Origin of the sequence: Variovorax paradoxus EPS (genome assembly GCF_000184745.1) — a bacterium.
GTDB lineage: Bacteria > Pseudomonadota > Gammaproteobacteria > Burkholderiales > Burkholderiaceae_C > Variovorax > Variovorax paradoxus_C.
Map to the genome: position 1 here is coordinate 5,138,385 of NC_014931.1, position 14,003 is coordinate 5,152,387.

Annotated in this window: 13 protein-coding genes and 1 pseudogene; 9 read left to right on the top strand and 5 right to left on the bottom strand. The window is 67.1% G+C overall.

The window, feature by feature from the left end:
• Positions 1 to 149: 149 nt before the first annotated feature.
• From cyoD to trhA, 5 genes and pseudogenes are all read left to right on the top strand, one after another.
• On the top strand, positions 150 to 560 hold the full coding sequence (gene cyoD / locus VARPA_RS23505; protein WP_013543086.1) for a cytochrome o ubiquinol oxidase subunit IV: 411 nt from the start codon (positions 150 to 152) through the stop codon (positions 558 to 560).
• Positions 557 to 1,414 carry an SURF1 family protein gene (locus tag VARPA_RS23510; protein ID WP_013543087.1) on the top strand — a complete coding sequence of 286 codons (858 nt, stop codon included), beginning with the start codon at positions 557 to 559 and terminating at the stop codon, positions 1,412 to 1,414. Before cyoD ends, VARPA_RS23510 begins: the two co-directional genes overlap by 4 nt.
• Complete coding sequence (locus VARPA_RS23515) at positions 1,398 to 2,780, top strand: ATP-binding protein (RefSeq protein WP_013543088.1); 1,383 nt, start codon at positions 1,398 to 1,400, stop codon at positions 2,778 to 2,780. The genes VARPA_RS23510 and VARPA_RS23515 overlap by 17 nt, the downstream gene beginning before the upstream one ends.
• On the top strand, positions 2,777 to 3,340 hold the full coding sequence (locus tag VARPA_RS23520; protein WP_013543089.1) for a response regulator transcription factor: 564 nt from the start codon (positions 2,777 to 2,779) through the stop codon (positions 3,338 to 3,340). The genes VARPA_RS23515 and VARPA_RS23520 overlap by 4 nt, the downstream gene beginning before the upstream one ends.
• Before the next feature lie 192 nt (positions 3,341 to 3,532).
• A pseudogene (gene trhA, locus VARPA_RS23525) lies at positions 3,533 to 4,107 on the top strand (PAQR family membrane homeostasis protein TrhA).
• A 17-nt stretch (positions 4,108 to 4,124) separates the two neighbouring features.
• Here trhA and VARPA_RS23530 read toward each other — a convergent pair.
• Entirely contained in the window at positions 4,125 to 4,349 is a 225-nt protein-coding gene (locus tag VARPA_RS23530) for a SlyX family protein (protein ID WP_041943021.1), read from the bottom strand.
• 175 nt (positions 4,350 to 4,524) lie between these two features.
• Positions 4,525 to 6,057: an MFS transporter gene (locus VARPA_RS23535; RefSeq protein WP_013543091.1), complete on the bottom strand. Its 1,533-nt coding sequence runs from the start codon at positions 6,055 to 6,057 to the stop codon at positions 4,525 to 4,527.
• A gap of 109 nt (positions 6,058 to 6,166) precedes the next feature.
• Here VARPA_RS23535 and VARPA_RS23540 point away from each other — a divergent pair, with 109 nt between their 5' ends.
• From VARPA_RS23540 to VARPA_RS23550, 3 genes are read left to right on the top strand one after another with little or no spacing between them, the layout of a single operon-like run.
• Complete coding sequence (locus VARPA_RS23540) at positions 6,167 to 7,087, top strand: LysR family transcriptional regulator (RefSeq protein ID WP_013543092.1); 921 nt, start codon at positions 6,167 to 6,169, stop codon at positions 7,085 to 7,087.
• Between the two features lie 33 nt (positions 7,088 to 7,120).
• Complete coding sequence (locus tag VARPA_RS23545) at positions 7,121 to 7,393, top strand: type II toxin-antitoxin system Phd/YefM family antitoxin (RefSeq protein WP_013543093.1); 273 nt, start codon at positions 7,121 to 7,123, stop codon at positions 7,391 to 7,393.
• Positions 7,390 to 7,713 carry a type II toxin-antitoxin system RelE/ParE family toxin gene (locus VARPA_RS23550; protein ID WP_013543094.1) on the top strand — a complete coding sequence of 108 codons (324 nt, stop codon included), beginning with the start codon at positions 7,390 to 7,392 and terminating at the stop codon, positions 7,711 to 7,713. Before VARPA_RS23545 ends, VARPA_RS23550 begins: the two co-directional genes overlap by 4 nt.
• 39 nt (positions 7,714 to 7,752) lie before the next feature.
• Here VARPA_RS23550 and VARPA_RS23555 read toward each other — a convergent pair whose 3' ends face one another.
• The 3 genes from VARPA_RS23555 to selD form a co-directional block, all read right to left on the bottom strand.
• On the bottom strand, positions 7,753 to 9,216 hold the full coding sequence (locus VARPA_RS23555; RefSeq protein WP_013543095.1) for an AAA family ATPase: 1,464 nt from the start codon (positions 9,214 to 9,216) through the stop codon (positions 7,753 to 7,755).
• Positions 9,217 to 9,322: 106 nt separating this feature from the next.
• On the bottom strand, positions 9,323 to 11,839 hold the full coding sequence (locus tag VARPA_RS23560) for an ABC transporter permease (protein ID WP_013543096.1): 2,517 nt from the start codon (positions 11,837 to 11,839) through the stop codon (positions 9,323 to 9,325).
• Positions 11,840 to 11,925: 86 nt separating this feature from the next.
• Positions 11,926 to 13,005, bottom strand: a complete 1,080-nt coding sequence (gene selD, locus VARPA_RS23565; RefSeq protein ID WP_013543097.1) for a selenide, water dikinase SelD — start codon at positions 13,003 to 13,005, stop codon at positions 11,926 to 11,928.
• A 110-nt stretch (positions 13,006 to 13,115) separates the two neighbouring features.
• Here selD and VARPA_RS23570 point away from each other — a divergent pair, with 110 nt between their 5' ends.
• Positions 13,116 to 13,970 carry a putative selenate ABC transporter substrate-binding protein gene (locus tag VARPA_RS23570; RefSeq protein ID WP_013543098.1) on the top strand — a complete coding sequence of 285 codons (855 nt, stop codon included), beginning with the start codon at positions 13,116 to 13,118 and terminating at the stop codon, positions 13,968 to 13,970.
• Positions 13,971 to 14,003 lie beyond the last annotated feature (33 nt).

Sequence of the window (14,003 nt, forward strand, 5' to 3'; positions counted from 1 at the left end):
GCAGCAATAAGGCTCGCCCCCAGGCTCCGCGCACTTCGTGTCGCTTCTCCTACCCCCTACCGGGGGCAACACCAGTGGCCCGGCAAAGCCGGTTCCACGGTGTTCCTCGACAAGAGCATTGCCGACGTATCACACAGCAAGGTTGTTCAATGAGCGCCCACATCGACACCGCAGCGCACGGTCATGACGCGCACAGCGCCCACGACGACCATCACGACGATGGTCCCGTGAGCCACAGCACCTTCAAGGGCTACATGACCGGCTTCGTGCTGGCCGTGATCCTGACGGCGATTCCGTTCTGGCTCGTGATGGGCAAGGTGTTCGCGAACACCAACACCACGTCGCTCATCATCCTGGGCTTCGCCGCGGTGCAGATCGTGGTGCACATGATCTATTTCCTGCACATGGACGCCAAGTCCGAGAGCGGATGGAACATGCTGGCGCTGATCTTCACGATCGTGCTGGTGGTCATCACGCTGGCCGGATCGCTCTGGGTCATGTACCACATGAACACGAACATGATGCCGATGTCGGTCCACGACATGAAGAACATGCCTTGACGACACAGCCGCCAGACCTCCTTTCCAGCCACGACAAACCGGCAGGCCGCCCGCGCTCCGCGGCCGCCCGGGTGGCACTGGCGGTCTGTGCGGTGCTTGCCTTTGCCGGCTTCTTCGCGCTCGGCACCTGGCAGGTCGAGCGCAGGGCCTGGAAGCTCGATCTCATCGCCCGCGTCGACCAGCGCGTGCATGCCCCGGCCGCCGAGCCCCCCGCGCGCGCCGCCTGGCCGCAAGTGAACGCGGCCAACGACGAATACCGCCATGTGCGCGTCACCGGCACCTTCCTGCACGACAAGGAAACCCTGACCCAGGCCAGCACCCGGCTCGGCGCCGGATTCTGGGTGCTGACGCCATTGCAGACGGCCGATGGCACCGTGGTGCTGGTCAATCGCGGCTTCGTGCCGCCCGAAGCCCGCGAACGTGCGAGCCGAGCGGCCACCGAGGCGAAGGGCGAAGTCACTGTTGCCGGCCTCTTGCGCATCACCGAGCCCAAGGGCGGATTTCTTCGCAAGAACGACCCCGCCGCAGACCGCTGGTTCTCGCGCGATGTGCAGGCCATCGGCGCGGCACGCGGGTTGAATGACGTGGCGCCGTACTTCGTCGATGCGGAGGCCGATCCGTCGCTCTCTGCAGAAACGGCCGATTACCCCGTGCGTGGCTTGACGGTCATCGCCTTCCCCAACAGCCACCTCGTCTACGCCCTCACCTGGTACGGGCTGGCACTGATGGTGCTGGGCGCCGCCTGGTTCGTCTGGCGCGACGGCCGCAAGCGCGCCGGGCGTGCACCCGGCGGCACCGGCGAAAATGCGGCCCATGCCGACCCCAGCCCTCGCTCCGATGCGTACCGCGACTGAAGCGGTCGCGGGCGAGCTGCCCGCCCCCCGCGCCGGCGTCGCGAGCCTGGACAACGCCACCGGTCACAAGAACATGCAGCAGCTGATCCAGCTGCGCTGGTTCGCGGTGGTCGGGCAGGTCGCCACCATCCTGGTGGTGCACTACGGCTTCGGCATCCGGCTGCCGCTGGACAACATGCTGCAGGTGCTCACCTGCCTCGCGCTCTTCAACATGGTGAGCCTGCTGCGCTCGCGCACCCACCGCCGGGTGACCAATGGCGAGCTGTTCCTCGCGCTCCTGGTCGACGTGGCCACGCTCACGGCCCAGCTCTACCTGAGCGGCGGCGCGACCAACCCGTTCGTCTTTCTCTACCTGCTGCAGGTGATCCTGGGCGCGGTGCTGCTGAAGGCCTGGTCGACCTGGACCATCGTGGTCATCACCAGCCTGTGCTTCGCGGGCCTTGCGCTTTTCTCGCGCCCGCTCGCGCTGCCGCTGGACCACGACCGGGGCCTCTGGAGCCCGTACATCCAGGGCATGCTGGTGTGCTTTGCGCTCAATGCGGCGCTGCTCGTCATCTTCATCACCCGCATCAGCCGCAACCTGCGTGCCCGCGATGCACGGCTGGCCGACCTGCGCCAGCGCGCCTCGGAAGAAGAACACATCGTGCGCATGGGCCTGCTCGCCTCGGGCGCCGCCCACGAGCTGGGCACGCCGCTTGCCACGCTGGCGGTGATCCTCGGAGACTGGCGTCGCCTGCCGCACTTCAGCTCCGACCCCGAACTCCTGACCGAGGTGGCGGAAATGGAACTGCAGATCCAGCGCTGCAAGAGCATCGTGAGCGGCATCCTGCTGTCGGCCGGAGAGGCGCGCGGCGAATCGTCGGAAGAAACCACCGTGAGCACCTTCCTGGACAACCTCGTGGAAGAGTGGCGCACCACGCGCCCCGTCGAGGAGTTCGACTACGACAATCGCTTCGGGCAAGACCTGCCCATGGTTTCCGACTCGGCCTTGAAGCAGATGATCTGCAACGTGCTCGACAACGCCCTGGAGGCCTCGCCGCACTGGCTGCGCCTTGAAGCGACGCACGACGCGGACAACCTCACGATCACCGTCACCGACGCCGGCCCCGGCTTCCTGCCGGCGATCCTCAAGGAGTTCGGCAAGCCCTACCAGTCGAGCAAGGGCCGCCCGGGCGGCGGGCTCGGGCTGTTCCTCGTCGCCAACGTGGCGCGCACTTTGGGCGGCCGCGTCGCGGCACGCAACCGGCCCGAGGGCGGCGCCATCGTGACTGTCACGCTGCCGCTCGCGGCCGTCGTGCTGGAAGAGGAAGAAGCCGACGACGAAACGGTCTCGCCGGCCGAGCCCATCGCCAACGCCAAGCCATGACGGAAGAAACCGCCGAAGCCCCACGCCAGTTGCTGATCGTCGAGGACGACGAGGCCTTCGCGCGCACGCTCAGCCGCTCCTTCGAGCGCCGCGGCTATGCGGTGATGCACGCAAGCAATGCCGAAGAGGTCCAGGCGCTGCTGGAGACCCGCTCGCCCGACCAGTCGCCCGGCTACGCGGTGGTCGACCTCAAGCTCAACGGCGAAGCCTCGGGCCTGGCCTGCGTGCAGATGCTCCACCAGCACAACCCCACGATGCTGATCGTGGTGCTCACCGGCTTTGCCAGCATCGCCACGGCGGTGGAAGCCATCAAGCTGGGCGCCTGCCACTACCTGGCCAAGCCCTCGAACACCGACGACATCGAGGCCGCCTTCGGCCGCGCGAACGGCACCACCGAGGTGGAGCTGACCAATCGCTCGACCTCGATCAAGACGCTTGAATGGGAGCGCATCCACGAGATGCTGGCCGAGACCGGCTTCAACATCTCCGAGACCGCGCGGCGGCTCGGCATGCATCGGCGCACATTGGCACGCAAACTCGGCAAACAGCAGGTCAAGTAACATGATCTGCCGGTTTCGCGAATTCGCGCGGAACCAAAACCGATTTTCGAGGTTCTGTTCTTGATGACGAATAGCCCATCCGTGCAGCTGCAGCCCCTTCCCGCCGGTCCGAAGAAGCCGGCGCCCGTTGCTGCCCGCGACCAGACCGGGATGGAAGAACTCTTCAACGCCCTGAGCCACGGCCTCGGCCTGGTGCTGGCGATTGCCTCGCTGCCCATCCTGATCTACAGCGCCGCCCAGAAGGGCCAGGCCGCGAGCGTGGTCGGCGTCTCGCTCTTCGCGGGCACGGCCATCGTGCTGTATCTCATCTCCACGCTGTACCACGCGTTGCCCATCGGCCGCGCCAAGGCCTGGTTCAACCGGCTGGACCACGCGGCCATCTATCTCTTCATTGCGGGCAGCTACATGCCCTTTTTGTTCGGTGTGCTGCGCGGTCCGTGGGGCTGGACGCTGTTCGGGGCGATCTGCGCGGCGGCTGCGTTGGGCGTGGGCGCCAAGCTCTTCAACCGGCTGCAGCATCCGCTGTGGTCGACCGGGCTCTATGTGGCGATGGGCTGGATGGCGCTGATGGCGCGGTGCCGCTGTACGAGCGCATGTCACCGGCGGGGCTGGGTTGGCTCGTGGCCGGTGGCTTGTTCTACACGGCGGGCGCGGTGGTCTTCCTGTTCGACAACAAGATCCGCTTCGCGCATTCGGTGTGGCATCTGTTCGTGCTCGCCGGCAGCACCTGCCACTTCTTCGCCGTGCTCTGGCATTCGCACGGCTGAGCTTTTCTCATCAGCAATCAGTAGTGCGGCGGTAGTTCATCGCGAAGATTGCGCGCCGCCCCGTCCTGCCCCGCGTTCTGGCTCAATTGCCGCAGGTGCGCCACCTGCTGGATCAGGCTGTCGATCTGCTGCTGTTGCCGGTAGATCGTCATGTTCAGCTGCTCCAGCAGGTCGTCGGCGTAGCTCGACTTGATCTCGAGTTCGGTGAGGCGCTCGGTCACATCGTTCGGTAGGTGTTCCATGCCGCTATTGGACATGAAGACTTGCTTGTTCTTTGTGACGCCTTGCCTTGCTCCCTCCCCTTCCGGGGGAGGGCTGGGGTGGGGGCTGGCGGCGCATCAAGCACCAGCGGCGTTGCGAAGGCCGCGTGCCCCCATCCCAGCCTTCCCCCGGAAGGGGAAGGAGCAAGACGCGCGTTCAACAGGCTGATGATTCCAATGCCACCGTGCCCGCTTCGGCGTGCGTCTCTCCCCGCAGGAACACGAACACCACAAGCGCCGTCAACACCGTCACCCCAGCCAGCACGCACAGCAACGTGCCGAACGCCGCGCCATACGCATGCAGCAGCGCTGCGCGATCCACGCCTGGCAGCAATGCGAGGGCCTGCGACAGGTCGCCCGTCGTCACCCGCTGCGCCGCTTGCGATGTCCCACCGGGATGCGCCGGCAGGCGGCCCAGTTGCAGCGCGACCAGCGCCGTCAGCCCCGCCCCGACCAGCGCGAGCGCGATGCCCTCCCCCGCCACCCGCACCGTGTTGAAGATGCCCGACGCCATGCCCGCCCGCTCGCGCGGCACCACGCTCACCGCGAGACCGTCCATCAAACCCCACGGCAGGCCGATGCCCGCGCCGATCAGCAACAGCGGCCACACGATCGCCTGCAGCGGCGTGCCCGGCCCGCAGTAACTGAGCCAGAGCAACCCCACCGCGCACACCAGCAGCCCCACGGCCGAGATCACGCCCGCAGAGAACCGGTGCGCCAGCGACGCCGCGAGCGTCGGCACCACGAGGATCGGCCCCGAGAGCGCGAACATGAACACGCCCGCTTCCATCGCGCTGCGCCCTTCCAGCCCGATGAAGCGGATCGGCAGCAACACCAGCAGCACAACAAAACCGTAGGCCGGCGCCGCGGCCAGCAACTGCACGCCGACGAAGCGCGGAAAGCGGAACAGCGACAGGTCGAGCATCGGATGCGCAACGCGCCGCTCGATGGCGATGAAGGCCGCGCCCATCAGCGCCGCGCCCGCCAGCGCACCGATCACCCACGGGCTGCCCCAGCCGCTGTCGGGCGCCTGCAGCACGCCGAGCGTGAGCAATGTCAGCGCGGCCGTGAAGGTGAGCGTGCCCGGGACGTCGAGCCCCATCGCATGCGGGTTGCGCGACTCGCGCATGCTCAGCGAGGCGATGCACAGCGCCACGAGGCTGATCGCTCCCGGACTCAGCATCACCGACTGCCAGCCGAAGCTCTCGGCGAGCCAGCCCGAGAGGATCGACCCGCACGACAGCCCCACGCCGAACGAGGTGCCGATGAAGCTGAACGCCCGCGTGCGCGCTGGGCCGTCGAACACCTGCGCCAGCGCCGCCGTGCCCGATGCGAACGCGGCCGCCGAGCCCAGCCCCTGCAAGGCGCGCGCTAGATCGAAAGCGACGATGCCGGGCGCGAGCGTCAGCAGCGAACTGCTGAGCGCGACCACCGCAAGCCCCATCAGGAAGACGCGCTTGCGGCCATAGGCATCGGCGAGCGCGCCCGCCGCCATCAGCGTCGCGCCGAAGCTCAGCATGAAAGCGTTGGTCACCCAGTTGAGTTGCACCGGGCTGCCGCCCAGCGCGTCGCGGATCGCGGGCAGCACCACCGCCGGGCCGGTGAAGCTCAGCGGCATGCCAAGCGCCGCGAGGCAGACAGCGGCCAGCAGCCAGTTCTTGTTGCCGGAAAACGAGGAAGGCGAAGACATCGAGGGCTTTCACGCCGAAGGGAGGAAGGAGCACAGAAGATAGAAAGGAATCAATGGAATGAAAATGGCGCCATTGATCCTCACACTCCCAACCCAAGGTTGTTAATCCATGGACAGCTTCAGCGGACTCGAATCCTTCGTGCGGGCGGCCGACCTGCTGAGCTTTGCCAAGGCCGGGCGCTTGCTCGGCATTTCGGCCTCGGCCGTGGGCAAGAACGTCGCGCGGCTCGAGCAGCAGTTGGGCCTGCGGCTCTTCAACCGCACCACGCGGCATGTGCGGCTGACCGAGGAAGGCGCGATGTTCCATGAGCGCTGCCGGCGCATCCTCGATGAGCTCGACGATGCCCGGGCCATGATGCAGGACGCGGTCGCGGCCCCGCGCGGTCGCCTTCGCGTGAGCCTGCCGACCATCGGCTATCGCTTCCTGCTGCCGATCCTGCCGGCCTTCAAGGCACGCTTTCCCGAGATCGAACTCGACCTCGACTTCAACGACCGCCTGGTCGACGTGATCGCCGAAGGTGTGGACGTGGCGATCCGCAGCGGCGAGCTCGGCGACTCGCAGCTCGTGGCGCGCCGGCTCGGTCCGTTCAATTTCGTGCTCGTCGCCTCGCCTGCCTACCTGGCCGAGCACGGCGTGCCGCAGGTGCCGGCGGACCTCGCCGGGCACAGCTGCCTCCGCTACAAGTTCGTCACCGGCGGAAAGATCGAGGATTGGGACCTGCCCGGCCTGCCCACGCAACTGCCGCCCGGGCTTCTGTGCAACAACATGGAAGCCATGCTCGGCGCGGCCGTCGCCGGCTTGGGCGTGGCCTACATGCCCGACTTCCTCGCGCGCGATTCGCTCTGCCGCGGCGAACTGCAGCGCGTGCTCGAGACGCACCTCGTGCGCCAGGGGCAGTTCTCGGCGCTGTGGTCATCGAGCCGGCAGTTGTCGCCGAAGGTCAGGGCGTTTGTGGACTTTGCGGGGGAGCACATGTTCAGGGATGGTGACGCAGCGACGCGGCCAAACAAGACTGAATTCAGACCATAATCAGTCCGATCGATAACCACAGGGGTGAGCGCAATGAATTTCTCCACGCAGGTCAAGCCCATCAGCTATCTCAAGAGCCATGCTGCGGACATCGTGAAGACCCTCTCGGACACCCGCGAGCCCATGGTCATTACCCAGAACGGCGAGGCCAAGCTCGTGGTGATGGATGTGCGCTCCTACGAAGAACACGAAGCGACCCTCGCGCTCCTGAAAGTCCTGGCGCTCGGCAATCGCGAAATCGAGCAGGGCCAATTCAGGTCTGCGGACGACGTGTTCGCCGAGCTGGACAAAGAAGACTCCCCATGAAGGTTGTGTTTCTGCGGTCCGCCGAGGTCGACCTGAAGGATCTGAGGCGCTACCTCATCAAGAACTTCGGCACAGACACCTGGGCGGCGAGCTACGACAAGATCAAGCAATCCGTCGCTCTGATCGAAGCGCATCCCCAGGCGGGCCGAATTCCTGAGGAGTTGGAAAACCTGAACGCGGTCCAGTACCGGCAAGTTATCTCGGGCATGAACCGCATCATTTACGAAGTGCGGTTGGACAACGTTTATATCCACGTCCTCTGCGACACACGAAGAGATCTGAAAGGCCTGCTCATGCGGCGCATGGTTGGCGCCGTTTGAAATCGAGCGCATCCGCCGCCCGAGCGGTACGACTCAGACTTACGCCACGTACGCCAGCTGACTCTCTGCCTGCTCGCCGATGGTTCCGGATGGCGCTTCGACGGGCGCATCACTCCCCATCCGGCTCAGCGCAATCGCCGCCTGCAACGGATAAAGCGTCCGTGCATCCCCTTCCGCCTTGTTGCTCACCGTCGTCCCCGCAGCCTCGCTCATGCTGGCCGTGCGCACCGCGTCCAGCCGGTGCGTGGGCACCATGAACGGCGAGTGCGTGGTGTAGACGATCTGGTTGCCGAAGTCGTGTTCGAAGTGCGCGAGCAGGTCGGCCTGCGAATGCGCGTGCAGGTGCAGGCCGGGCTCGTCCAGCAGCAGGATGGCATCGCCCGCGCCGCGCGTATCCGCAAAGAACGTAATGTAGAACGAGAAGAACCACTGGAAGCCGCGGCTGCGTTCGTCGAGATTCACTTCGACCTCGTAGGCGCCGTTCGGGTCGGACACCAGCGTGTCCATGTACGGCCCGTCGAGGTTGAAGCGGACCTTGAGTTCGCGGTCTTTCCACACGCGGCGGATCTCCGACGTGACGACCGAGCCGGCGCGGTTCACGAGCTGGTTGCGCGTGGCCTGGTCGTTCTTCTCGAGCAGCTCCTGCAATTGCTGCGGATCGAGCCCCGCGACCTTGCAGAGCTTCTCGAAGCTGCGCTGCTCGGGCGTGGCCTGGCCCCAGCCCTTGCGCACGAGGTAGTCGGCGATGTTCTGGCGGCCAGGCAGCGCGGGGTATTCGTCCACGTACACAAAACGCGGCAGCTTTTCGAGCACCCATTGCTTCGCCGTAGCGAGCGCGGGCGTGTCGTTGGCGATCGCATGCGCCATGTCTTCGAGTTCGACCAGCATCTGCTCCTGCTTGTCGCTGAGTTCGGCATCGGCCGCAGCCATCGCCCTGCGCAAGGCCTGCAGCGCCTTCACCGCGCCTTCGGACCAACGGATGTAGTCGGGGCTCGGGATCATCGCGGCGTCGAAGGCATCGGCCTCCTGCTCCAGCGTGGCGCGGGCGGCTTCGGCGACCTTCTCGGCCGCGGCCTTCACGGCGGGCACGATCTTGCGGACCTTGCCCTTGATGTCGGACACGTCGAGCGAGAGTTCGCCGAGGCCTTCGAGGCCGGTCCAGCGCGTCGCTGCGTAGCCCCGGCCGGCTGTGACGTGGCGCACGTCGGAGGCGCGCGGAAGGATCGCCTTCAGCTCGGCGCGTTCGTTGTCGTCGAGCGCCCACCGCGTTGAAACGACGGGCGTGTCGCCCTGGCACTCTTCGAGACGGCGGTGCCGCGGAAAGTCCTTGATCGGGCTGAGTTCGACCAGGCCTTCGGCCGGGTTCAGGCTGTGGAGCGCGCGCAGCAGGTTCGATTTACCGCTGTCATTTCGACCGAGGATCGCCGTGATCTGTGTGGAGTCGATGGGGCCGCTGTCGTTGATCGAGCGAAAGTTGGTGATCTGGAATGACGCCAAGCGCATGCAGGAATTTCTCTTCTTGAAATGGATACGGGGCCGGGGAATGTATTGCATCCCCGGCCCCGTCCTGCCGATCGCGAAAGAAAAAAATGTGCGTCGCCGTCGACGCCTATTCCGCCGCGCGGCGCAGCGTATCAACGACCGGGCGGCGCAGCACGTCGCGCAGGCCCCACCACCCTGCCGCCAGTGCGAGCACCGCGCCGGCCAGCGCGCCCGCAACCGGCACGAGCGGCGACGCGGTCCAGGTGAACTCGAACACGTAGCGCGCGAGCCCCCAGCCGATCACCGAGGCCACGATGCTCGCGAGAAAGCCCGCGAGCAGGCCGACGCCGATCAGCTCGGCGCGCTGCACCTGCCGCAACAGGCTCGCGCGCGCGCCGACCGCACGCATCACCGCGAACTCGCGCGCCCGCTCCTCGCGCGTGGCCGTGACCGCGGCGAACAGCACCACGAGCCCCGCCGCGAGCGTGAAGCCGAACAGGAACTCGACCGCGCGGATCACCTGGTCGAGCACGCGCTGCACCTGGTTGATGGTCGCGCTCATGTCCACGTTGGTCACGTTCGGGTAGCTGCGCACGAGCGCGTTGTCGAAGCCGCGCGTCTCGGGCGCGCGGAAAGCGCCCATGTAGGTGACCGGCACGTCGGCGAGCGACGCCACCGTGTACATCACGAAGAAGTTGGCGTGCATCGAGCCCCAGTCGACCTTGCGCAGCGACGTGATGCGCGCGTCGTTCTGCATGCCGCCGATGTCGAAGCGCAGCGTGTCGCCGAGCTTGAGGCCCAGCGTGTCGGCCAAGCCTTCTTCGACGCTCACCTCGCCTGCCGCCCCGGGCTTCCATGCGCCTGCGGTGATGCTGTTGTGCGCGGGCGCCTCCATCGCGTTGCTGAGATTGAACTCGCGGTCCACCAGGCGCTTGGCGCGGTCTTCGACGTAGTCGTCGGGGGTCACCGGCTTGTCGTTGATCGCGACGAGGCGGCCGCGGATCATCGGATACCAGTCGAACTTGCCGACGCCCGCATCGCGCAGCGACTTCTGGAAGGCATCGCTCTGGTCCGGCATCACGTTGATGACGAAGCGGTTCGGTGCATCGGGCGGCGTGGCCTTGCGCCAGCTCGCGACGAGGTCGGTGCGCAGCAGCACAAGCAGCACCAGCGCCAGCAGACCCACCGCGAGCGCGCTGACCTGCACCACGGCATAGGCGGGCCGCGCCGATATCTGTCGCGTGGCGAGCACCAGCCAGCGCGGCGCGGTGGTCTCGTTGACGCTGCGGCGCAGCACCTTCACCGCGAGCCAGCTCAGGAGTGCGAACACGGCCACCGCACCCGCGAATCCGCCGACCGCGATCAGGCCGAGCTTGATGTCGCTGCTCGCCGCCATCAGCAATGCGGCGAAGCCCGCCACGCCGATGCCGAGCACCGCGAGCGATGCGGGCTTGAGCCCGCCCACGTCGCGCCGGATCACGCGCAGCGGCGGTACGCGCGCGAGCTGCAGCACGGGCGGCAGGCCGAAGGCGAACAAGAGGGTGAGCCCCATGCCGAGGCCGAAAGCCACCGGCCACAGCGTGGCGGCGGGCAGCGCAGTCTCGACCAGCCCGGCCAGCAGCAGCACGAACACGTAGTGCACCGCAAAGCCGATGGCCACGCCGAGCCCGCTCGCCACGAGGCCGATCACCGCGAACTCGAAGGCATAGGCCATCGCGATGGTGCGCTGGCTCTGGCCGAGCACGCGCAGCATCGCGCAGTCGTCCAGGTGGCTGGCCGCGAAGCCGCGCGCGGCGAGCGCCACGGCCACGGCCGAGAGCAACGCCGCGAGCAGCGCGACGAGGCTCAGGAATTTCTCGGCGCGCTCAAGCGTCTGGCGCATTTCGGGCCGGCCGCCTTCGAACGAGTCGAGCCGCACGCCGCGCAGCTCGCCCTTCTTGATGGTGGCCTCGGCCCATTCGGTGAAACGCTTGACCGCCGGATCGCTGCCCGCCACCGCATAGCGGTAGCCCACGCGGCTGGCCGGCTGCACGAGCCCGGTGCGCGCCACGTCGGCCTGGTTGAGCATCACGCGCGGCGAAAAGCTCATGAAGCCGGCGCCCCGGTCGGGCTCCAGCGTGATGATGCGGCCCACGCGCAGGCTGGTGTCGCCCAGGAGCAGCGGGTCGCCGATCTTCAGGCCGAGGGAATCGAGCAGCGAAGCATCGACCCACACCTCGCCGGCCGGCGGGATGTCGCGGGTGATCTCACCGGGGTCGGCAAAGGTGGTCGAGGTCTGCAGATTGCCCCGCAATGGATACCCCGCCGTCACCGCCTTCAGCGCCACCAGCTTGCTCGCACCGCCCTGCACGTCGTCGGCCCGCGCCATGGTGGGAAAGCCGTAGGTGGCGGTGCCTTCCAGGCCCAGCGACTTCGCCTGCGCCACGAAGGCATCGGGCGTCGGGTTGTCGCTCACGATCACTGCATCGCCGCCCAGCAGTTGCCGCGCATCACGCTTCAATCCACCCTGCAACCGGTCGGCGAAGAAGCCGACCGCCGTGAGTGCGGCCACGGCCAGCAACACGGCGACGATCAAGAGGCGCAGCTCGCCGGCGCGCAGGTCGCGCCAGAGGGTGCGCCAGCCAAGGCGGAGGGAATCGGTCATGGCGCGAACGATAGCCGACGGCTACTGCCGCAGGCGGGTTCAAGGGTTATTGCACCCTTTCGGGCGAGCCGGCGCGAAAAGCAGGGTCAGGGCAGGACGCGCAAGCCGGGGTTTCCGGCCTCGACGCGGCCGATGACGGCCGCCTGCGCAAAGCCTTCCTTGCGGAAGATCTCCAGCACCGCTTCGACGGCCCCGGGCGCGCAGCTCACGAGCAGGCCCCCGGAAGTCTGCGGATCGCTGAGCAGGTTCTGCGCGGTGGGCGGCAGGCCTGGGGCCAGTTCCACGTCGGCGCCATAACCTGCCCAGTTGCGGCCCGAGGCGCCGGTGACGAAGCCTTCGGCCGCCATGGCTTCCACGTTGTCGAGCAACGGCACCTTCGACCATTCGACGACAGCGGCGAGCTTCGCGCCACGGGCCAGTTCGAGGGCATGACCGGCGAGGCCGAACCCCGTCACATCGGTCAGCGCATGCACGCCATCGAGCGCGGCCAGCGCGATACCGGGGGTGTTGAGCTTGGTGGTGTTCTCGATCAGCTGCCGATAGCCGGCTTCGGACAGCTGCTCCTTCTTGAGCGCCGCCGACAGCACGCCCACCCCCAGCGGCTTGCCCAGCACCAGCACGTCGCCCGCCTTCGCATCGGCATTGCGGCGCACGCGGTCGGGGTGCACCAACCCCATCGCGACGAGGCCGTAGATCGGCTCGACCGAATCGATGGTGTGGCCGCCCGCAATCGGGATGCCGGCCGCGCGGCACACGTCCTGCCCGCCGCGCACGATCTCGGCGATCACTTCCACCGGCAACTGGTTGATCGGCATGGCCACGAGCGCCAGCGCCATGATCGGCCGGCCGCCCATCGCGTACACGTCGCTGATGGCATTGGTGGCCGCGATGCGCCCGAACTCGTAGGGGTCGTCCACGATGGGCATGAAGAAGTCGGTGGTCGCGATCAGCGCCTGCTGGTCGTTGAGCCTGTAGACTGCCGCGTCGTCGGCGGTCTCGATGCCCACCATGAGCTCGGGCGGGATCATTCCCCCCGCGTGGTTCTTCAAGATCTGCGACAGCACGCCGGGCGCGATCTTGCAGCCGCAGCCGCCACCGTGCGAGAAGCTGGTGAGCCTCAGCGGCGCCAGCGGATTCAGGAGCTTGGAGGATGCGGCATCGGTCATGGAAGCGGTTCGGTCGGATGAGACAAGCCGCAATTATCGAAGCCCTGTCCGCGCTGCGCCCGTCACTGCCGATACGCCCCTTTTTACCGTCCACATCACAGGCCATTCCCATGAACAAGCTCTCCCGGATCGCGCTCGCGCTGACCGTCTCCCTCGCCAGCTTCGGCGCGCTCGCGCAAGGCGTGCTGCGCGTCTCCGCCATCCCCGACGAGGCGCCGACCGAGTTGCAGCGCAAGTTCACCCCGCTGGGCGACTACCTCAAGAAGGAAACCGGCATGGACGTGCAGTTCACGCCCGTGACCGACTACGCCGCCGTGGTCGAAGGCCTGGCGACGAACAAGATCGACATGGCCTGGCTCGGCGGCTTCACCTTCGTGCAGGCCCGCATCCGCACCAACGGCGGCGCGGTGCCGATCGTTCAGCGCGCGGAAGACGAGGTGTTCACCAGCAAGTTCATCGTGCCGGTGGACAGCACCGCCAAGACCTTGGCTGACCTGAAGGGCAAGACCTTCGCGTTCGGCGCGCCCTCCTCCACCTCGGGCAGCCTGATGCCGCGCTACTTTTTGCTGCAGGCCGGCATCAACCCCGAGAAGGACTTCAAGACGGTCGCGTTCTCGGGCGCGCACGACGCCACCGTGGCCTTCGTGGCGGCCTCGCGCGCCGAAGCCGGTGTGCTCAATGCATCGGTGTGGGACAAGCTGGTCGAATCCAAGAACCCGAACGCCGCCAAGGTGCGGGTGCTCGCGACCACGCCGACCTACTACGACTACAACTGGACGGTGCGCCCGGGCATGGAGCCGGCGCTGCAGAAGAAGCTGACGGATGCGTTCCTGAAGCTCGACCCGGCCAACCCGGCGCACAAGGAAATCATGGCGCTGCAGCGCGCGAGCAAGTTCATCCCGACGAAGTCGTCGAACTACGACGGCATCGAGACGGCGGGCAAGTCGGCCGGTCTGATCAAGTGAGACTGAGCGCGCTGGAGTCACCCTCACCCCAGC

Bases quoted from the DNA above. Each gene is read 5' to 3' on its own strand.
- cyoD (WP_013543086.1), top strand. From the start codon at position 150: ATGAGCGCCCACATCGACACCGCAGCGCACGGTCATGACGCGCACAGC.
- VARPA_RS23515 (WP_013543088.1), top strand. From the start codon at position 1,398: ATGCGTACCGCGACTGAAGCGGTCGCGGGCGAGCTGCCCGCCCCCCGC.
- VARPA_RS23520 (WP_013543089.1), top strand. From the start codon at position 2,777: ATGACGGAAGAAACCGCCGAAGCCCCACGCCAGTTGCTGATCGTCGAG.
- VARPA_RS23530 (WP_041943021.1), bottom strand. From the start codon at position 4,349: ATGGAACACCTACCGAACGATGTGACCGAGCGCCTCACCGAACTCGAG.
- VARPA_RS23535 (WP_013543091.1), bottom strand. From the start codon at position 6,057: ATGTCTTCGCCTTCCTCGTTTTCCGGCAACAAGAACTGGCTGCTGGCC.
- VARPA_RS23540 (WP_013543092.1), top strand. From the start codon at position 6,167: ATGGACAGCTTCAGCGGACTCGAATCCTTCGTGCGGGCGGCCGACCTG.
- VARPA_RS23545 (WP_013543093.1), top strand. From the start codon at position 7,121: ATGAATTTCTCCACGCAGGTCAAGCCCATCAGCTATCTCAAGAGCCAT.
- VARPA_RS23550 (WP_013543094.1), top strand. From the start codon at position 7,390: ATGAAGGTTGTGTTTCTGCGGTCCGCCGAGGTCGACCTGAAGGATCTG.
- VARPA_RS23555 (WP_013543095.1), bottom strand. From the start codon at position 9,216: ATGCGCTTGGCGTCATTCCAGATCACCAACTTTCGCTCGATCAACGAC.
- VARPA_RS23560 (WP_013543096.1), bottom strand. From the start codon at position 11,839: ATGACCGATTCCCTCCGCCTTGGCTGGCGCACCCTCTGGCGCGACCTG.
- selD (WP_013543097.1), bottom strand. From the start codon at position 13,005: ATGACCGATGCCGCATCCTCCAAGCTCCTGAATCCGCTGGCGCCGCTG.
- VARPA_RS23570 (WP_013543098.1), top strand. From the start codon at position 13,116: ATGAACAAGCTCTCCCGGATCGCGCTCGCGCTGACCGTCTCCCTCGCC.